General features: G+C 65.2%; 19 protein-coding genes, 1 tRNA gene, 1 pseudogene and 1 riboswitch. Of the genes and pseudogenes, 5 read left to right on the top strand and 16 right to left on the bottom strand.

The features are described from left to right. Positions 1–105: 105 nt before the first annotated feature. The 3 genes from FPL11_RS02140 to FPL11_RS02130 are packed head-to-tail and all read left to right on the top strand — an operon-like array spanning position 106 to position 2,763. Positions 106–1,485, top strand: a complete 1,380-nt coding sequence (locus FPL11_RS02140; protein WP_144347032.1) for an AmpG family muropeptide MFS transporter — start codon at positions 106–108, stop codon at positions 1,483–1,485. Between the two features lie 25 nt (positions 1,486–1,510). Next, a complete protein-coding gene (gene trxB / locus FPL11_RS02135) occupies positions 1,511–2,473 on the top strand; it encodes a thioredoxin-disulfide reductase (RefSeq protein ID WP_069133887.1) in 963 nt (320 codons plus the stop codon). Between the two features lie 8 nt (positions 2,474–2,481). Next, on the top strand, positions 2,482–2,763 hold the full coding sequence (locus FPL11_RS02130) for a glutaredoxin family protein (protein ID WP_144347031.1): 282 nt from the start codon (positions 2,482–2,484) through the stop codon (positions 2,761–2,763). On the opposite strand, the gene FPL11_RS02125 is transcribed toward FPL11_RS02130, so the two are convergent. Continuing rightward, positions 2,718–3,524 carry an exodeoxyribonuclease III gene (locus tag FPL11_RS02125; protein ID WP_144347030.1) on the bottom strand — a complete coding sequence of 269 codons (807 nt, stop codon included), beginning with the start codon at positions 3,522–3,524 and terminating at the stop codon, positions 2,718–2,720. The two genes, FPL11_RS02130 and FPL11_RS02125, sit on opposite strands and share 46 nt — an antisense overlap. Before the next feature lie 35 nt (positions 3,525–3,559). Here FPL11_RS02125 and FPL11_RS02120 point away from each other — a divergent pair, with 35 nt between their 5' ends. Then, positions 3,560–4,102: a hypothetical protein gene (locus FPL11_RS02120; protein WP_069133884.1), complete on the top strand. Its 543-nt coding sequence runs from the start codon at positions 3,560–3,562 to the stop codon at positions 4,100–4,102. Here FPL11_RS02120 and FPL11_RS02115 read toward each other — a convergent pair. The 9 genes and pseudogenes from FPL11_RS02115 to thiS form a co-directional block, all read right to left on the bottom strand. Continuing rightward, positions 4,075–4,836 carry an ABC transporter ATP-binding protein gene (locus tag FPL11_RS02115; RefSeq protein ID WP_144347029.1) on the bottom strand — a complete coding sequence of 254 codons (762 nt, stop codon included), beginning with the start codon at positions 4,834–4,836 and terminating at the stop codon, positions 4,075–4,077. The genes FPL11_RS02120 and FPL11_RS02115 overlap by 28 nt on opposite strands. Further along, positions 4,833–5,816: a FecCD family ABC transporter permease gene (locus FPL11_RS02110; RefSeq protein ID WP_144347028.1), complete on the bottom strand. Its 984-nt coding sequence runs from the start codon at positions 5,814–5,816 to the stop codon at positions 4,833–4,835. Before FPL11_RS02110 ends, FPL11_RS02115 begins: the two co-directional genes overlap by 4 nt. Further along, complete coding sequence (locus tag FPL11_RS02105; protein ID WP_235013507.1) at positions 5,813–6,682, bottom strand: ABC transporter substrate-binding protein; 870 nt, start codon at positions 6,680–6,682, stop codon at positions 5,813–5,815. Before FPL11_RS02105 ends, FPL11_RS02110 begins: the two co-directional genes overlap by 4 nt. Further along, positions 6,676–8,538, bottom strand: a complete 1,863-nt coding sequence (locus FPL11_RS02100; protein ID WP_144347027.1) for a TonB-dependent receptor plug domain-containing protein — start codon at positions 8,536–8,538, stop codon at positions 6,676–6,678. The genes FPL11_RS02105 and FPL11_RS02100 overlap by 7 nt, the downstream gene beginning before the upstream one ends. Before the next feature lie 145 nt (positions 8,539–8,683). Then, a riboswitch (cobalamin riboswitch) is annotated at positions 8,684–8,875 on the bottom strand. Positions 8,876–8,907: 32 nt separating this feature from the next. Further along, entirely contained in the window at positions 8,908–9,519 is a 612-nt protein-coding gene (locus FPL11_RS02095; protein ID WP_246085260.1) for a Fic family protein, read from the bottom strand. A gap of 95 nt (positions 9,520–9,614) precedes the next feature. Further along, positions 9,615–9,797: pseudogene (locus tag FPL11_RS10165) on the bottom strand (Fic/DOC family N-terminal domain-containing protein); the annotation flags it as partial. Between the two features lie 312 nt (positions 9,798–10,109). Then, positions 10,110–10,793, bottom strand: a complete 684-nt coding sequence (gene trmB, locus FPL11_RS02090) for a tRNA (guanosine(46)-N7)-methyltransferase TrmB (protein ID WP_144347026.1) — start codon at positions 10,791–10,793, stop codon at positions 10,110–10,112. After that, on the bottom strand, positions 10,790–11,587 hold the full coding sequence (locus tag FPL11_RS02085) for a thiazole synthase (protein WP_144347025.1): 798 nt from the start codon (positions 11,585–11,587) through the stop codon (positions 10,790–10,792). The genes trmB and FPL11_RS02085 overlap by 4 nt, the downstream gene beginning before the upstream one ends. A 17-nt stretch (positions 11,588–11,604) precedes the next feature. Next, entirely contained in the window at positions 11,605–11,826 is a 222-nt protein-coding gene (thiS, locus tag FPL11_RS02080) for a sulfur carrier protein ThiS (RefSeq protein WP_144347024.1), read from the bottom strand. Positions 11,827–11,872: 46 nt separating this feature from the next. Here thiS and FPL11_RS02075 point away from each other — a divergent pair. Continuing rightward, a tRNA-Gly gene (locus tag FPL11_RS02075) sits at positions 11,873–11,946 on the top strand. Here FPL11_RS02075 and FPL11_RS02070 read toward each other — a convergent pair. Genes FPL11_RS02070 through FPL11_RS02045 form a run of 6 tightly spaced genes read right to left on the bottom strand, consistent with a single transcriptional unit; the run spans position 11,935 to position 17,081 of the window. Further along, positions 11,935–12,204, bottom strand: coding sequence for a 2Fe-2S iron-sulfur cluster-binding protein (locus FPL11_RS02070; RefSeq protein ID WP_144347023.1), 270 nt, complete (start codon positions 12,202–12,204; stop codon positions 11,935–11,937). The two genes, FPL11_RS02075 and FPL11_RS02070, sit on opposite strands and share 12 nt — an antisense overlap. Further along, positions 12,201–13,343, bottom strand: a complete 1,143-nt coding sequence (locus tag FPL11_RS02065; RefSeq protein ID WP_144347022.1) for an NAD(P)/FAD-dependent oxidoreductase — start codon at positions 13,341–13,343, stop codon at positions 12,201–12,203. The genes FPL11_RS02070 and FPL11_RS02065 overlap by 4 nt, the downstream gene beginning before the upstream one ends. Continuing rightward, a complete protein-coding gene (locus FPL11_RS02060; protein WP_144347021.1) occupies positions 13,330–14,604 on the bottom strand; it encodes an FAD-dependent oxidoreductase in 1,275 nt (424 codons plus the stop codon). Before FPL11_RS02060 ends, FPL11_RS02065 begins: the two co-directional genes overlap by 14 nt. Then, positions 14,604–15,320: an ABC transporter ATP-binding protein gene (locus FPL11_RS02055; RefSeq protein WP_069133872.1), complete on the bottom strand. Its 717-nt coding sequence runs from the start codon at positions 15,318–15,320 to the stop codon at positions 14,604–14,606. The genes FPL11_RS02060 and FPL11_RS02055 overlap by 1 nt, the downstream gene beginning before the upstream one ends. After that, complete coding sequence (locus FPL11_RS02050; RefSeq protein ID WP_069133871.1) at positions 15,317–16,093, bottom strand: ABC transporter ATP-binding protein; 777 nt, start codon at positions 16,091–16,093, stop codon at positions 15,317–15,319. The genes FPL11_RS02055 and FPL11_RS02050 overlap by 4 nt, the downstream gene beginning before the upstream one ends. 16 nt (positions 16,094–16,109) lie before the next feature. Next, positions 16,110–17,081 (bottom strand): branched-chain amino acid ABC transporter permease, encoded by a 972-nt coding sequence (locus tag FPL11_RS02045; protein WP_069133870.1) that lies wholly within the window; start codon positions 17,079–17,081, stop codon positions 16,110–16,112. Position 17,082: the final 1 nt, after the last annotated feature.

Here is a 17,082-nt window from a genome sequence, read left to right as displayed (position 1 = left end):
GCAAAAGCGCCGACCGGACTCCCCCTGAACGATTCATTCTGACCAAACGGCCATGGGTGATCAAGAAAGCTTGCTCCGCCCCGCGCCTTCCCCGACGATGCGTGCATGGAGCAAACAACCCGGATCGGGCGCTGGCGCGAGGCGATCACCATCTATCGCCGTCCCACCGTCCTTGCCATGCTGTTTCTGGGCTTTTCGGCGGGACTGCCGTTCATGCTCGTGTTTGCCACGCTCAGTGCCTGGCTGCGCGAGATGGAGGTGAGCCGCAGTGCCATCGGCTTTTTCAGCTGGGTGGGCATCACCTATTCGATCAAGTTCATCTGGTCGCCGGTGGTCGACCGGCTGCCGGTGCCGGGGCTGACACGGGCGCTGGGCCGGCGCCGGTCGTGGATCCTGCTCGGGCAGATCGGCATCGCCGCGGGGCTGGCGGGCATGGCCTTCGCCGATCCGCAGGCGGCGCTGTTGCCGGTGGCGCTGCTGGCGCTGCTGGTGGCGTTCTCATCCGCCACCCAGGATGTCGCCATCGACGCCTTTCGCATCGAGTGCGACATCGATCGCCACCAGGCGGCCCTGGCCGCCGCCTATCAGCTCGGCTACCGCATCGCCATCCTCGCCTCGTACACCGGCGCCCTGTATCTCGCCGATCTGCTCAGCTGGCGGGCGGCCTATCTGAGCATGGCCGGGCTGATGGGCATTGGCATGCTGACCGTGCTGCTGCGGCCCGAGCCGGTCGCCGAGCAGGATCGTCTGGCGCGCGGGGAAGACGCCCGGGCCCGGGCCTTCGTCGCCCGGCACCCGGACATGCCGGTCTGGCTGCGCGCCACGCTGGCCTGGCTGCTGAGCGCGGTCATCGCCCCCGTGCGCGATTTCTTCAGCCGCTTCGGGCGCTTTGCGCTGGTGATGCTGGCGCTGGTGGCGAGCTTTCGGGTGACCGACATCGCCATGGCCAGCATGGCCAATCCGCTGTACATCGATCTGGGCTACAGCAAGGCGATGATCGCCAACATCAGCGGGGCCTGGGGGCTGGGCATGACCATCCTGGGTGCACTGCTGGGCGGTTCGCTGGCGACCCGCTTCGGTATCCTGCGGCCACTGCTCGCCGCCGCCTTTCTGGCGGCGGTCACCAACCTGCTGTTCGCCTGGATGGCCGGTCAGGACGGCGCGACCCATGCCCTGGTGCTGACCATCAGCGCCGACAACCTGTCAGGCGGTCTGGCCGGGTCGGTGTTCATCGCCTGGCTATCAAGCCTGACCAACGTCCGCTACACCGCCACCCAATACGCGCTGTTCAGTTCGCTGATGACGCTGCCGGGCAAATTCCTCAGCGGATTCGGCGGGATCGTCGTGGATGCGATGGACTATCCCACCTTCTTCACCCTCTCGGCGCTGCTCGGCCTGCCCGCCGTGGGGCTGGTCCTGATCATCATGAAATACCAACCCGCGCCCGCAACGGTAGACGCCCCGACGCGGGGCGATGGAAAATAGGGTTTTAACGCACAGGGAGTCCGTCATGTCCGAAGCGCGTCATTGCCGCCTGTTGATCCTCGGTTCGGGGCCGGCGGGCTACACCGCCGCGGTCTATGCCGCCCGCGCCAACCTCGAGCCGGTGCTGGTCACCGGCATGGAGATGGGCGGGCAGCTGACCACCACCACCGATGTGGACAACTGGCCCGGCGATGTTTCGGGCCTGCAGGGTCCTGATCTGATGGAGCGGATGCGCCAGCACGCCGAGCGCTTCGGGACCGACATCCGCTTCGATCATATCCACACCGCCGAGCTGGGCGAAAAGCCCGTGCGCCTGATCGGCGACAGCGGCGAGTACACCGCGGATGCGCTGGTGATCTCCACCGGTGCCTCGGCCATGTATCTGGGCCTCGACTCCGAGAGCCGGTTCATGGGCAAGGGCGTGTCGGCCTGCGCCACCTGCGACGGGTTTTTCTACCGCAATCAGGAGGTGGCCGTGGTGGGCGGTGGCAACACCGCGCTCGAAGAGGCGCTGTACCTGTCCAACATCGCCCGGCATGTCACCATCATCCATCGCCGCGACCGGTTCCGCGGCGAGAAAATCCTCCAAGACAAGGTCCAGCAGCGCGTCGACGCCGGGCAGATCAGCATCCGCTGGAACAGCACCCTGGACGAGGTCCTGGGCGACGACAGCGGCGTCACCGGCGCCCGCCTGCGCAGCCGTGTTGACGACTCCACCGACGATCTCGCGCTGACGGGTGTGTTCATCGCCATCGGCCATCGCCCCAATACCGAGCTGTTTCAGGGCCAGCTGGACATGAGCGGGGGATATATCCGGGTCAAAAGCGGTCTTGAAGGCAACGCCACCGCCACCAGCGTGCCCGGGGTGTTCGCCGCCGGCGACGTCATGGATCATGTCTACCGGCAGGCCATTACATCGGCGGGCAGTGGCTGCATGGCCGCGCTGGACGCAGAGCGTTACCTGGACACCCTTGAAACCGGTCAGTGAGGATCAGAATGGAAAAACCGAACCATCTCGCACTCTACGAACACGAACTCTGCGGCTTCTGCCAGAGCGTCCGCCGCTCGACCAGTGACCTGGGCGTCGAGTTCGAGTCGCGCAACATCCTGCGCGAGCCCGGTCGGCGTCAGGAACTGATCGAGGGCGGCGGCAAGGGCATGGTGCCGTGCCTGCGCATCGAGTACCCGGACGGTCGCGTCGAGTGGATGTATGAATCCTCGGATATCGTCGACTATCTCAAGCGGCTGGATGCCGAGGACGGATCCGGCCAGTCGTAATGAACGGTCAGCGGGGCGTGGTCCGAGAACCGGTCGGCACGGTGCACCCGGGCGTCCTGGACCCGCGCCCCGATCCCCGGCGTGGTGATCTGATAGTCGATGCGCCAACCGGTGTTGTTGGCCCACGCCTGACCGCGGAATGACCACCAGGTGTATTCATCGTCGCGGTCGTTGACCTGCCGGAACGCGTCCACGAACCCGGCCTCGCCCAGCAGGCGGTCCATCCACTCGCGCTCGTGGGGCAGAAAGCCCGAGTTCTTGCGGTTGGAGCGCCAGTTCTTCAGATCGCGCCAGGTGTGGGCGATGTTCCAGTCGCCGCCGATGATGTATTCCCGGCCATCCGCCGCCATCGTTTTCAGGCGCTCGAGCAGCGGCTCCATGAACGCATCCTTGATGCCCTGGCGGTGCTCACCGGAGCTGCCCGAAGGCATGTAGAACGAGACGACGCTCAGATCGCCGAACCGCGCCTCCAGCCATCGGCCTTCGCGATCGATCTCGTCAATGCCGATGCCCCGATGGTAAGCGTCCGGCTCGCGCAGGCTATACACCGCTACGCCGCTGTAGCCCTTGCGCTCGGCATCGGCAAAGGCGGCGTGATAGCCGTCGGGGAAATACGGCCCGCCTTCGAGCTGGGCCTGCTGGGCCTTGGTCTCCTGAATGCACAGGACATCCGGGCGCTCAGCGTCGAGCCACTCAAAGAACCCCTTGCGCTGGGCCGCGCGTATGCCATTGAGATTGGCGGTCATAATGCTCAGTGTCATGGGCTGAAGAATAACTGATGAGCAGGACATAACCCATGCAACGAAGCGCCGATCTTGACGAAGTCTGCTACCCGTTCATCCACGAAACCTCGCCACTGTGCGATTTCGAGGTCATCACCGACGAGCTCTGCGGCAATATCGGTGCGGCGCTCTCGAGCCTGCCCGCGGAAATGACCGACCTGCACGCCGATCTGGACACCCTCCAGCCCCTCGCCTTTCACCTGAATGGCTCGATCCGTGGCCGGCTGGCCATCCAGGAGGCGGACCTGACCTGGGCCAAGGCCCGGCTCGACCACTATCGCAACGAGGCCGACGGCCGCGCCGACGGCTTCGTCCTGCCCCGCGGCGACGTGCCTGTCCCATTCCTCAACTTGGCCCGCTCCGGCGCCAAGAAGGCGATCCGGCAGATGGTGCGCATCGAGGAGGCCGGGATCGAGGTGCCCGATGTCCTGCCGCGGTTCTGCAACATCCTCTGCAATCTGTTTTTTGCGATGATTCTGGTGATCAACCAGCGGCGGGGCGACACCGAGGTGGCGTTCGTCTCGAAAAGCTACGGGCCGAGGACGCGCAGCGACTGAAAGACCGGGCCGTGATCAGTGGAGTGCAGAAACGCTTCAATATGAAAGATCCGGGCCAGGTGATCGGCGGTCAGCACCTGCTGGGGCGTGCCATCGGCCACTACGCGCCCCTCTCCCACCAGGATCAACCGCGTGCAGTGACGGGCCGCCAGCCCCAGATCATGCATCGACACGAGCACTGAACGGCCACTGGCCGCAATCCCGGAAAACGTCTCCATGGTGGTGATCTGATGCGCCGGGTCGAGTCCCGCGATCGGCTCATCGGCCATGACCAGGGGGGTCTGCTGCGCCAGGGCGCGCGCAATCAGTGCCCGGGTGCGCTCACCGGCTGAAAGCCGCGTCACCGCCCGCTGCTCGAAACCGGCCAGGCCCACCTGTCTGATCGCCGCGGCCACCTGGTCATGATCCTGCGCACTCGGGCGCTGACCCGGCATCCGGTGCGGCATCCGACCCAGCATCACGAGCGCCGCGACGCTGATCGGCCAGGCGACGCTGCGGTCCTGGGGCATCCAGGCCACAGTCCGGGCGCGGCTGCGATCATCCAGACCCGCCAGCGAACAGTGCCCGGTGGCCGGGATCAGCCCCAGCGCCGCGCGCATCAGGCTGGTCTTGCCCGCCCCATTGGGGCCGATCAACCCGACCAGCTCGCCGGGCTGGATGTGGAGATTGACGTGCTCAAGGACCGGTCCGTCCCCCAGCGACACCGAAAAATCGCGGATGGTCAGGGCATTCATGCCAGCGTCCGTCGCGTCTGGTAGATCAAGTGCAGAAACAGTGGCGCGCCGATCAGGGCCGTCACCACACCCAGCTTGAGGTCCGAGGCCGGCAATATCACCCGCACCAGCACATCGGCCAGCAGCACCATGGCGGCCCCGCCCAGCGCGCTGCTGACCAGCAGCCGACCGGGCATTGCGCCCACCCAGGGCCGGATCAGATGCGGAACGACCAGGCCGACAAAACCAATGGTGCCGGCCACGGCGGTGCTGGCCCCCACCACCAGTGCTGATCCGATGATCAGCCGCCAGCGCACCCGGCGCACCCGCATACCCATGGCCTCAGCGGTGTCCTCGCCCAGCGTCATCGCATCCAGTGGCCGGCCGAGGGTCAGCAGCAAGAGGGCGCCCAGCAGCACGAACGGCAGCGCCAGCAGGACATGGTGCATGGAGCGGTCGGCGAGTGATCCCATCATCCAGAACACGATCTCGCTGGTGGCGAACGGGTTGGGGGAGAGGTTGAGGACCAGTGACACCAGGGCACTCGCAAGCGCCGAAATCGCGATCCCCGCCAGAATCAGGCTGAGCGTACCGCCCTGCCGACCCGCCAGGAGGGTGATCAGCAGCACACCGATCAGCGCGCCGGCGAGGGCCGCCAGCGGCAGCGCCAGGGCAAAACCCGCTGCCAGCCCGGTCTGGATGGCCAGCACCGCCCCCAGCGCCGCGCTGCCCGAAATCCCCAACAATCCCGGCTCGGCCAGCGGGTTACGCAGGTAGCCCTGCATCGCCGCCCCCGACAGGCCCAGACTGGCCCCCACCATGACCGCCAGAATGGCGCGCGGCAGACGGATCTCACGCATCACCAGTGACAGCGGCGTCTGTCCACCGTCGAACAGCGCCTCAAGACTGCTCAGCGGACCAATCGGGGCTGGGCCCACCACCAGCGACGCCCCGAACAGCCCCACCAGCAGAACTCCGAGGACCGCCAGCAATCGGGTCATGGAGATGGCTCACCAGCCGGGCGCTGGAGCAGGGATGCCATCCGCTCGACGGCGTCAAGGACATGCGGCGTCCCGCAGACCCAGTCAGCATTACCCAGCCCCCGATGGACGCCGAACGGCGCGATATCCTCGAGGACCGGATGCTGCATGATCGCCTCCGAGCGCGAGTAACCCGGCCCCCGACTGGCCGTGATCACCCGATCCGGGCCTGCCATCACCAGCCGCTCCAGCGGCAGCATCGCCCCCCGCGTCACGCCCAGATCACTCGCCACATTGTCGAAACCCGCCGTCTCGACGATGTCACCGATGAGGGTCTCTTCACCGCGGGTGTAGCCGTTGGGAAAGAACAGCGCCGCATCCGCCCCGTCCGCCGGCGTCCTGGCAACGCGGATGGCGTCCAGGCGCCGATCAAACTGCCGGACCAGCGCCTCGGCCCGCTGGGACCGCCCCAGCACTTCCCCCATTCGCCGCAGGTTATCGCGCACATCGTCCAGTGAGATCGCCGGCTCAAACACCGCGACGGGGATGTCCAGCCGCCGCAGCATCGCCACGGTGGTCGTGGCACTGAAACGTCCGGCAATCACCTGGTCAGGCTCGAGGACATGAATCTCCTCGGCCCGCCCATGGTTGACGGGATACTGCCGGGCCCGATCCGCCATCGCCGAGTTGGCAGGGTCCTGAGACAGGGACGACACCGAGATCAACTGCTCAGGTCCCGCCACCAGCATGGCGAGCTGATCAGTGCACAGGTTCATGGAGACGACGCGCTGGGGCGTGTCCTCAGCCGCCAGCACCGGCATGGCAAGCGAGAGCGCGGCCGGGAGCAGCAGCCCGGCCAGCAAACGTCGAATCGATCGGCCTACCACGACGTGCGGACACCAACGAAGGCAGCACGGCCACGGGTGGCAAAGCCCCAGACCTCCTGATAATCCTCGTCGAAGGCATTGGTAACGCGGGCGGTCAAATCAACATGATCCGTTAAGGAATGAGTAGCCGCTAGGTTAACAACGGTGAATTCAGGAAGCTCCTTCCGTGGTGACCCCTCTTTCCAGAATTCCTTGCCAGAAAGCCCATCCACATAGCGAACATCACCGGATAGTGTTGTGGCTACGTTGGGGAGACGCCACTGAGCGCGGGCGCCGAGCTCATTACGAGGCCGGCGTGTAACCGTTTGTCCGTCCGAATCTGTGGCATCCAGATAGGTATAGCTACCCTTAAGATCAAGGTTTTGTGTCGGATTGGCGGATATCGTCAGCTCCACGCCCCGGCGATCGCTCTTCCCGTCACGATTACCGTACTCGTACGGGCCTGGAAACGTCCCACTTTTTAAAAAAATCTCGTCCTCCAGAGCGTCGCGGAAAACAGTTATGTCTATAGATCCGCTGATCCGCCGCAGTGGCACTTCGAGACCAACGTCAAAACCAAGATTCTTTTCTGCCTCAAGATCGCTGTTATAGGCCTCGTCTGTGTTGCCCGTGAATTCAAAGAAACTAGGGTTAACCACGGCTCGACCGCCTGACGCATGCAGGCGTAATCCGTTATCTAGGAAATAGCTGCCCGCAATGTTCCAGGTCGTCGCATCTTCAAAGAGGTTGTTATCGTCGTAACGCAGCCCCGCCTGCACGCTCAGGGCGTCGGACAACCACGTCTGATACTCGAGGCCGAAGCTATCGTTTTCGCGATCCTGGGTCTCGCCTTCATCTCCGTCGACACGCCGCTCCAGCAGTAAGCTCAGAAGTTGATCGCTGCTCTCGATGCGGGCCTGATCGAGTGCAACCTGAACACGATATTGCCCGACGTCAGTCGTCGTATCGCTCGCGAAGTCGTTATCGGTCTGATTAGCGGTGCGGTCGAAACGAAGCCTATGACTGATGGTTTCGTCAGACGTCCGATGCTTTAAGTAGACACTCCCGGCCCGTTCAGTCAAATCCCTTTGCTTGTCTGGATTGTCTACTATATAGCCACCAGCGCTGTTTGCGCTGTTATCTGTGTCGTCAAAGTCATAACGCGCATCAGCGATACGGAAGCTGAAGCCCGCTGTTGTTCTCGCGGTCAGATCCAGAGATCCCTTGGTGTTCAGCGATTTCCAGCGAGTGCCATCCTTCTCACCACCGCTCCCGCTGAAGTCATAGCCTTCGTCGTTCAGGTTGGATAGCGATAGCGACAGCTTGCTGTTCTCAGTGCCGCGGGTGACATAGGCACTCTGACGATCACCTTCACCAAACTCGGCTGACGCGCCGAAGCCGACTCCTTCACCCGCCTCGCGTGTGATGATATTGACGACACCTGTTGCGGCATCCGTGCCATAGGGGACCGACTGCGGGCCCCGCAGGATCTCAATCCGCTGGATGTAACTCGTGTCCAGCCCGCGCAGGACAAATTCGTTATCGCCTGAAGCGGCGCGGACGCCGTCGATCAGCACGAGCGTGTGGTTACCCTCACCGCCGCGAATGCGAATCTGCCGATCATTCGGCCCCGTCCCGTTGATCGAAACCCCCGGCTGCGCTTCAAGCGCCTGCTGGACGGTGGCGTAGCCGCTGTCTTCGATATCGCGCCGGGTTATGACGGTGTTCGAGCGGCCGAATTCATCCGCGGCGACCGGGGATATGCCGCCGGAGACGATGATCGGTTCAAGCTCGGTGGTCTGGCTGGTTTGCGCGTAGACGTTCGTCGACACACCGGCGGCCAGCGCCAGTGCGGTCAGAGGGGTTGCTTTGTTCATTTGATTGAGGCCCTTGGCGTTCGGGCGGGATGGCTCCCGCCGACAGACACACGTGGTCTGCGAAGGCCCTCATCGGACAGCCCACCGCAGACCGGCGACTGTCACCGCTGCGGTAGTGCCGCTTCCCTGGCGCGCCCCGCACCGGAAATGGGTGATCGCTCTGGCAGGTCTCCTGGCTCGCGGGTCAACGCTTGGCCCCACCTTCCCATCGCCGTGGCGACAGTGGCATATCGGGGCTTCGCTCTCCGCTCACAGTTGCGGGGGCAGCCGCAGTCTTGCACTGCGTTCCCTTTTAATCGGATGCCGTGGCACCCAAACCAAAGTGTCTAACAGTCTGCAACAAACGGAGTAAGCCTTCAATGCGGCCCTTCACAGCGGCTCTGCCCCCTCGTTGAGAATATTCAGGTAGCGGCGATAGACATAGACACGATCACGCTGACGGCCCGTGATCTCGTCGACAACTCCCATTTCTTCGAGGGCATCAACCGCCCGGCCAACCGTTGGCGCACTGAGATCGCTACGCCGCCGGAGGTCTTTTATGGATGCCACCGAACGCGAACGAAGTGCGTCGAAGACCCGGAGGGTATTGGCGGATGCCCGCCCAAGATTCTGAATCTGTTGCGCATCCTCCCGGAACAGCGTCACCAGCCGATCCGCCGTGTCGACAGCCCCCGTGGCGGTGACCTGAACCCCCTCCAGGAAGAAATCCAGCCATGCCTCCCAGTCCCCGTCGTAGCGCACGCCATCGAGGAATGGATGGATCGTCTCAATCTGCACATGGGCAAGCGCGGCCTTGATCAACGCCGAAAAAGGCAGCTTCTCCTTATGCAGAAACGCCTCAAGCGAGGCCATCACGTCCTGTACATACTCAGGCGGCGCAGGGACGAAACGAGCGTTTCCGGGCCGCGTCCTGCCGATCCAGTTCTGTGATCGACGGAATGCTCCGGGCTGCATCCGGGCGCCGCGACCGCGGGCGAGCAACCGCGCATGCATCTCGCACAGGAGCCGGTTGGATAAGGGGAATCCAGCTCGAAGAGCAGCAGATCAGACAACGAAGACTGGGTCCCCTCGATCTGACTGGAGACAAGCGCTTCGCGGCGGATATACGCATAGAGAAACAGGTCGGGCTCCGGGAGGAGCTGGGTGATTGAATCCAGTCGACCGCAAGCCAGTAGTGCCTGCTCATGGCGTCGTGCGCGCGACCCCGTGATCTCCGGTGCGGGACACGGGGGTAACGGCTGCGGGACGAACGCGTTCACGATTAACACTAAGCGGCGTTTTCGTTAATAGCCCACGCCACTAATAACGCGCTCGTTAACAGCGGCTCACTCGGTTGCATCTGTCGGCCGATTGACACGGCGCTCTTCCAGACACATGCTCAAACATACGCAAGGAAGGAGATCATCTGATCATTGAGCCGGTGACGAAAAAAGGGCTCATTGATGTACTCGCTGAGCTGGAAGACCTCGAAATGGACTTTCCCGATGTGGATGAGCGGCTTCCCGCTGCCGAAGATGTGACGCTCTAGCGGTGGCTCAATCGTATCTGCTCGACACGAAGGGTTGAGTTGATCACACATCCACCCGCTGCAGGATAAGGTCGAACACCTCATGCCCCTTGCGTCGGCCGCGGCGCTCGAAGCGGGTCTCGGGCCGATCACCGGCATCAGGCGCATAGCCGCCATAGGGATTGTGCAGGTGCCGCTCGGCGTCGCTCAGCGACAGCATCCATTCGGCATAGTCCGCCCAGTCGGTGGCCATATGCAGAAAGCCGCCGGGCTGCAGGCGGTCCACCACCCGCGCCAGCCATTCGGCCTGCACGATCCGGCGCTTGTGATGGCGCTTTTTGGTCCACGGGTCGGGGAAGAACAGCTGCACCCCCGCGAGCGATGCCGGGGCCAGGCCCTCGCGCAGCAGCTCGCTGGCATCGGCGAGCAGCACCCGCAGGTTGGTCAGGCCTTCCGATTCAATACGGCGCAGCAGTCGGCCCGTGCCGGTGCGATAGACCTCGACGCCCAGGTAATTGCGATCGGGATGGGCGGCAGCAATCTCCGCCAGTGCGTCGCCGTCGCCAAAACCGATATCCAGCACCAGGGGCGCGGGGCGCTCGAAGCCTGCCGCCACATCGATCCTGCCGCCCGACCAGTCGACGCCGTAGCGCGGATATAACTCATCAAGCGCCCGCTGCTGGCCGGCGGTCAGGCGACCCTCGCGCCGGACAAAACTGCGGATCGGTCGGTAACCGGTCGTACTCACTGGCGGCCTTGCCAGAAGGTGCCCTCCAGCGGCGAGCTGGCGGATGCAAACCGGCGCATCGGCATGCGCCCGGCCAGGTAGGCTTCACGCCCCGCCTCGATCCCCTTGCGCATGGCCGAGGCCATCAGCACCGGCTCCTGCGCCGCGGCAACGGCGGTGTTGAGCAGCACGCCATCGGCGCCCAGCTCCATGGCCACCGCCGCATCCGAGGCGGTTCCCACGCCGGCGTCGACGATGATCGGCACCGAGGCATTCTCGAGGATGGTCAGCAGGTTGTAGCGGTTCTGGATGCCCAGCCCCGAGCCGATCGGCGAGGCCAGTGGCATCACCGCCACGCAGCCCATCTCCTCGAGCCGCCGGGCGATGATCGGGTCGTCACTGGTATACACCATCACCTTGAAGCCATCGGCCACCAGACGCTCGGCGGCCTCGAGCGTGGCGGGGATGTCGGGATAGAGGGTCTGGGGATCACCCAGCACCTCGAGCTTGACCAGGTCGTGCCCATCCAGCAGCTCGCGGGCCAGCCGGCAGACGCGCACGGCATCATCGGCGGTATAACAGCCCGCGGTGTTGGGCAGGATGGTGAACTCGCTGGGCGGGACGACATCGAGCAGGTTTTCCTCGTCGGCATTCTGACCGATGTTGGTGCGCCGGATCGCGACGGTCACGATCTCGGCCCCGCTGGCGCGAATGGCTTCGCCGGCCTGGGCCATGTCCCGGTATTTGCCGGTACCGATCAGCAGGCGGGACTGGTAGCTGTGCCCCGCGATGGTCAGTGGTCGCTGCTGCGTCATGCTTGCCTCTTGGTCATTCACCCGCCGCCGATGGCGCGGATGATTTCAATACGGTCCTGGTCGTTGAGGGATCGGCTGGCGTGCTCGCTGCGCGGGACGACCTCGCCATTCAGCTCGATCGCGATCCGCCGCTGGCCGAGCTCAAGGGACTCCACCAACCGGGCAACGGTAGTCTCGGCCGGCACCGATCGGGCCTCGCCGTTCACATACAGGGTGATCTGGGGGTCGTTTGCGTTCATACGGCCATTGTACCGCAGCCATCCAGCGATATAATGATCCCGCAGCGCGGCTGTAGCTCAATGGTAGAGCGCTGCCCTCCCAAGGCAGTGATGCCGGTTCGATCCCGGTCAGCCGCTCCATCCCTTTGGTGTCTCGATGCGATCACCGGGTGCCGGATAAGCTTGGCAGGCCGTCGTCTCGTGGCCATTGACCCGCACCTGACAGCGCTGACACTGGCCGATGGCGCAGAACCAGTCCGGCCGCTGACCCTGATCCGCCTGCAACAGCAGCGCACCCAGCACGCTCACCCCGCGGGGTATCTCGACCGACCGGCCGTCAATCTCAACGCGGATCGCTTCGCCCGCCGCCTCCAGACAACGAAACCCCGGCCCCGTCATTGAAACCGCTCCGGGTGCAGGCGGCCCTCATAGGGGTGGGTATCGCCGTCGGCCACGCAGGCGGCCACCAGATCGCCGGTCACCGCCGCCAGCCCATGGCCTGCCCCTTCGTGGCCGGTCGCCACGATGAGTCGTTCCGCGCCGGGCACCGGACCGATCAGCGGATGGCCGTCGGGCGAAAACGGTCGCAGTCCGGCGTAGCCGCGGATCACCCGCAGGCGGGCCAGGTCGGGGACGATGCGCACGCAGTCGGCCAGCAGCTGCTGGACGGTCTGCATATTGACCGCCATGTCGAAACCGGCAAATTCCCGCGAGCTGCCGCAGAGGATGGTCCCGCTGCGCGTTGCCTCGATGATGGCGGCAGTCTGGACCGCGGTCTCGTCCACCTCGGTGCTCTCGGCGGCGGCCTGGTAGCCAAAATCGGCGATCTTCGAGTTGACCACCACATCACCCCGCTCGAGCACGGCGATATGCCCTTTGCGCGGCTGTACCGGCACGGACAGACCCAGCGGCGCGAGGATCTCGGGCGTCCAGACCCCCGTGCATAGCGCGACGTGGCCGGCCTCGATGCGATCACCCCCGTCCAGGGTGACGGTCACGCCATCGTCGCGCGGTTCAAGCCGGTCGATGCCCTCATAGAACCGATAGGTCACCCCTTGATCACGCAGGATCCGCGCGATCTGGTAGCAGGCCAGCATGGGCTGCACCTGGGCGTCGTTCGGCCAGTTGCCGACGGCCACGGTTTCCGGGCCCAGGTGCGGCTCAAGGGCATGCCAGCCGCTGTCGAGAAACCGGCAGTCGATGCCGCGGGCCTGATGCTCGGCCACCAGCGCCTTCAGGCCCCGGGCCTCATCCGCCGAGCGCGCCACCACCGTCGCCCCCTTGGGGTCGAATTCGCAGTCATTGCCATAGCGCCCGGCGAAGCGGTGCCACGCGTCCAGGCTGCGGCGCGAGAGATCCAGCATCAGTCCGGGGGATTTATCCGAGCACAGCAGGTTGCCGTCACTGCTGCGCGATGTCCCCGGCGCAAGCCCCCCGCGGTCGACAACCATCACCTCGAGGCCCCGCTCGCGCAACGCCAGGGCGACGAAACTGCCGATGATCCCGCTGCCGACCACCAGCGCATCAACCCGTTCCATCGATCACCTCCCCGACACGGACCGGTCGCGAGAAGGCACGCTGATTGAGCGCTCCCCGGGGCGTGGCACCGGCGGCACGGATGCGCGCCGTCACCTGCGGCTCGCAGTAGCGGCCCTGACAGGGGCCCATGCCGCAACGCGTCACCACCTTGATCGATGACAGGTCGGCCAGACCCAGCGAGACGGCCTCGTCGACGGCGCTCACCCGGGTCCCCTCACAGGGGCAGATGACCGCCTCGGCGGCGGGTCGGGTGGCGGCCCGCCGCGACTGCCGGTGTTCAAGCGCGCGGCCGAACCCGATCAGAAAGCGCCGCCGCAGGCCATTGTCGCGGGCCTTGAGGGGCTGCCCCGCCAGATCCGCGGCCACCGCCGGGGCCACCCGCTCACCGGATAGTCGGGCATGCCGCCAGCCGCGCACGCCCTGGCCTTCGCCGATCACGTAAATACCCGGGCGATCGGTGCGCCCGCGGGCATCGGTCACCACCCGCCAATAACCGCCCACGGGATCGTACTCAAGGCCGCAGCCGGCGGTCCGCGCCAGCTGGGTCTGGGGGATGAAGCGCTCGGTGAGGCCCAGATGACGAAAGCCGATGGTTTCGCCCTGATCGGTGGTCAACTGGTTGTCGCCCACAGCGGTCACGGCCACACCATGCCGCATCGCGACCCCGGCCCGGGCCAGCTGCCAGCGGGTCTGCAGAAACTCCAGGCTATTGCCGGGGATGCCGGCGCCCCAGGGCGCCAGGCGAAAATAGTCGCTCAGACACAGCCGATCCAGCACCTGCGTGACCGGCACACCGGCGCGCACCAGGCCGGCGGCGACCACTCCCAGAAACGGTCCGCTGCCGGCGATGACCACCGGCCCCTCGGGGACCAGGCCCTGACCCTTGAGCAGGGCCTGCAGGGCGCCGGCGCCACTGACCCCCGGCGCGGGCAGCCCGGGGATGGGGTCGTGGACATCATAGGCCCCGCAGGCGAGCACGATGGCGTCAAAGTCCCGCGCCTCGGCGCCGTCACCGGCATCAAACCAGACCCGGCCGCCGGCCTCGGTGGACAACACCCGGGTGGCGGTATGCAGTTCCACTTCCGCTGAGGCGCGGGCGAGGGTCTCGAGGGGCGTGGCAGCATCCGTTGCCCGGATCCGGCTGATATTGCCGCCGCTGCGGGGCTGCTCATCAAACAGCGTCACCGCTACGCCGCGGCCGATCAGCCCCCGGGCCGCCGCCGTGCCGGCCGGGCCAGTACCCACGATCGCCACCCGCATCAGGCCCCCAGATAGGCCTGGACGATGCTCTCGTCCTCGGCAAGCGCCGAAGCCTTCCCCTGGTTGTGGATTTCGCCGTTCTCGAGGACATACGCATAGTGCGCGATCTTGAGCGCGAGGCGCACATTCTGCTCGACGAGCAGGATGGTGGTGCCCGCCTCGTTGAGTTGTTTGACGATGCGCATGGTCTGGGTGACCAGCTTGGGCGCAAGCCCCATGGACGGCTCATCAAGCAGCAGCACCCGCGGGCCATGCATCAGCGCCCGTCCCAGGGCCAGCATCTGCTGCTCGCCGCCGGAGAGCAGCGAGCCGTCCTGGTGACGCCGCTCAGAGAGGATCGGGAAGCGCTCGAACACATCCGCCATGCGCTCGCGCCGCACCGCGGGGTCGCGGACCGTGAAGCTGCCGAGCTCGAGGTTTTCCTGCACGCTCAGGCCCTTGAGGATATGCCGGCCCTCGGGCACATGCACCACGCCCTTGCGGGCGATCTCATGCGGGGGCAGACGGGTGATGTCCTCACCGTCAAAGTGGATGCGGCCGACCTGGGCACGCACCAGTCCCGAGATGGTCTTGAGCGTCGTGGTCTTGCCGGCGCCGTTGCTGCCCAGCACGGCGATGATCTGGCCGGGGGCCACCTCGATGTCGATACCGCGGAGCGCCTGGATCTTGCCGTAGAACGACTCGACCTGCTCCACGCGAAGGACCGGCTCTGTCACAGCACCATCTCCTCGTCTTCCTGCCCCAGATAGGCTTCGATGACCCGGGGGTTGTTCTTGATCTCCTCGGCGTTGCCATTGGCGATGATACGGCCGTAATCGAGCACATTGATGCGCTCCGAGACCTGCATCACCAAGCCCATGTCATGCTCGATGAGCAGCACCGCGATGCCGCGCTCGTCACGGATACGCCGGATCAGCTCGATCAGCGAGGCCTTCTCGGTGGCATTCAGCCCGGCCGCGGGCTCATCCAGCAGGATCAGCCGCGGCTGGGTCGCCAGCGCCCGGGCGATTTCCACCAGGCGCTGATAGCCATAGGCCAGGTTGGTGGCAAGGCGGTCGGCGTATTCATCGACGCCCACAAAACGCATGCAGTCGTGGGCCACTTCGGCGATATAGCGCTCCTCGGCGCGCTGGCCGGGGGTGCGCAACACGGCGCCAAAGGCCCCCGCGCGGGTGCGGCAATGCATGCCCGCCATGACGTTTTCCATCACCGACATCTCGCGGAACAGGCGCACATTCTGAAAGGTGCGGGCGATGCCGAGCTGGGTGACCTTGTGGGGCTTGCGCCGCAGCACGCGCTCGCCGGCGAACTCGATACGCCCCTCCTGGGGCCGGTAAAAGCCGGTGATGGAGTTGAACAGCGAGGTCTTACCCGCGCCGTTGGGCCCGATCAGGCTGGCCAGCGTATTCGCCTCGACCCCGAAGTCGACCTTATCGAGCACGGTGTTGCCGGCAAAGCGCAGCGTGACTTGTTCAAGATTGAGCAGCATCCGTCACTCCTCCGCTTTAATGACGCCGTTCGGGCCAGATGCCGCTGGGCCGCAGCAGCATGATCAGCAGCATGACCACCGCAAACAGCAACAGCCGCAGCTCGCCGAGCTCGCGCAGCAGCTCGGGGCCGAGGATGATGATGAACGCGCCCAGGATCACCCCCGGGATCTTGCCCATGCCGCCCAGGATCACCGCCATGAGGATCAGCACCGACTGCTCGAAACTGAAGCTCTCCGGGGAAATGGCGCCCAGATTGACCGAGAAGAAGATCCCGCCAACGGCCCCGAACACCGATCCGGTGACGTAGGCGGCCAGCTTAACCCGCACCCGGTTGATGCCCATGGCCTCGGCCGCGTCCTCGTCATGCCGCACGTACAGCCATGCCCGTCCCAGCCGCGAGTGATAGAGCCGATGACTGGCGATGACCGCGATCACGGCCAGCAGCAGGAATACATAGTAGAAATCGACGTAGCTGTTGATCACATAGCCGAAGAAATTCGGCTCAGGGATGTTCGACAGGCCACTGGCACGGCCGGTGATCTCGAGGTTGCGCGCGCTGAAGCGCACGATCTCGCCGAACCCCAGGGTCACGATGGCCAGATAATCACTGCGCAGTCGCAGGGTCGGCCCGCCGATGATCACTCCGGCCATGCAGGCCGCGACCAGTGCCGGCGGAATGGCCAGCCAGAAATTCCAGTCGAACTGCACGGTGAGGATGCCGATGCTATACGCCCCCACCGCAAAGAAGGCGGCATAGCCGAGATCCAGCAGCCCGGCATAGCCCACCACGATGTTGAGCCCCAGCGCGAGCACCACATACAGCAGCGCGTTGGTCATGATGGTGGTCGCATAACGCCCCATCAGCATTGGCAGCACGGCCATCACCACCACGATGGCCACCATCAGCAGCATCTGCCGCCGGGGGCTGTCGAAGGCGGCGTAGAGGCGGTCGACCAGACCGGTCGTTGTGCCCGTTGCGGTACTCATC

The organism is Spiribacter aquaticus (assembly GCF_007625215.1).
Classification (GTDB): Bacteria; Pseudomonadota; Gammaproteobacteria; order Nitrococcales; family Nitrococcaceae; genus Spiribacter; species Spiribacter roseus.
Note: the sequence above shows the minus strand (reverse complement) of the source record. Positions and strands in the feature narration are given on the sequence as shown.

What these genes read in the sequence shown, in the direction of transcription:
- FPL11_RS02140 (WP_144347032.1), top strand. Translation starts at nt 106, where the DNA reads ATGGAGCAAACAACCCGGATCGGGCGCTGGCGCGAGGCGATCACCATC.
- trxB (WP_069133887.1), top strand. Translation starts at nt 1,511, where the DNA reads ATGTCCGAAGCGCGTCATTGCCGCCTGTTGATCCTCGGTTCGGGGCCG.
- FPL11_RS02130 (WP_144347031.1), top strand. Translation starts at nt 2,482, where the DNA reads ATGGAAAAACCGAACCATCTCGCACTCTACGAACACGAACTCTGCGGC.
- FPL11_RS02125 (WP_144347030.1), bottom strand. Translation starts at nt 3,524, where the DNA reads ATGACACTGAGCATTATGACCGCCAATCTCAATGGCATACGCGCGGCC.
- FPL11_RS02120 (WP_069133884.1), top strand. Translation starts at nt 3,560, where the DNA reads ATGCAACGAAGCGCCGATCTTGACGAAGTCTGCTACCCGTTCATCCAC.
- FPL11_RS02115 (WP_144347029.1), bottom strand. Translation starts at nt 4,836, where the DNA reads ATGAATGCCCTGACCATCCGCGATTTTTCGGTGTCGCTGGGGGACGGA.
- FPL11_RS02110 (WP_144347028.1), bottom strand. Translation starts at nt 5,816, where the DNA reads ATGACCCGATTGCTGGCGGTCCTCGGAGTTCTGCTGGTGGGGCTGTTC.
- FPL11_RS02100 (WP_144347027.1), bottom strand. Translation starts at nt 8,538, where the DNA reads ATGAACAAAGCAACCCCTCTGACCGCACTGGCGCTGGCCGCCGGTGTG.
- FPL11_RS02085 (WP_144347025.1), bottom strand. Translation starts at nt 11,587, where the DNA reads ATGACGCAGCAGCGACCACTGACCATCGCGGGGCACAGCTACCAGTCC.
- thiS (WP_144347024.1), bottom strand. Translation starts at nt 11,826, where the DNA reads ATGAACGCAAACGACCCCCAGATCACCCTGTATGTGAACGGCGAGGCC.
- FPL11_RS02070 (WP_144347023.1), bottom strand. Translation starts at nt 12,204, where the DNA reads ATGACGGGGCCGGGGTTTCGTTGTCTGGAGGCGGCGGGCGAAGCGATC.
- FPL11_RS02065 (WP_144347022.1), bottom strand. Translation starts at nt 13,343, where the DNA reads ATGGAACGGGTTGATGCGCTGGTGGTCGGCAGCGGGATCATCGGCAGT.
- FPL11_RS02060 (WP_144347021.1), bottom strand. Translation starts at nt 14,604, where the DNA reads ATGCGGGTGGCGATCGTGGGTACTGGCCCGGCCGGCACGGCGGCGGCC.
- FPL11_RS02050 (WP_069133871.1), bottom strand. Translation starts at nt 16,093, where the DNA reads ATGCTGCTCAATCTTGAACAAGTCACGCTGCGCTTTGCCGGCAACACC.
- FPL11_RS02045 (WP_069133870.1), bottom strand. Translation starts at nt 17,081, where the DNA reads ATGAGTACCGCAACGGGCACAACGACCGGTCTGGTCGACCGCCTCTAC.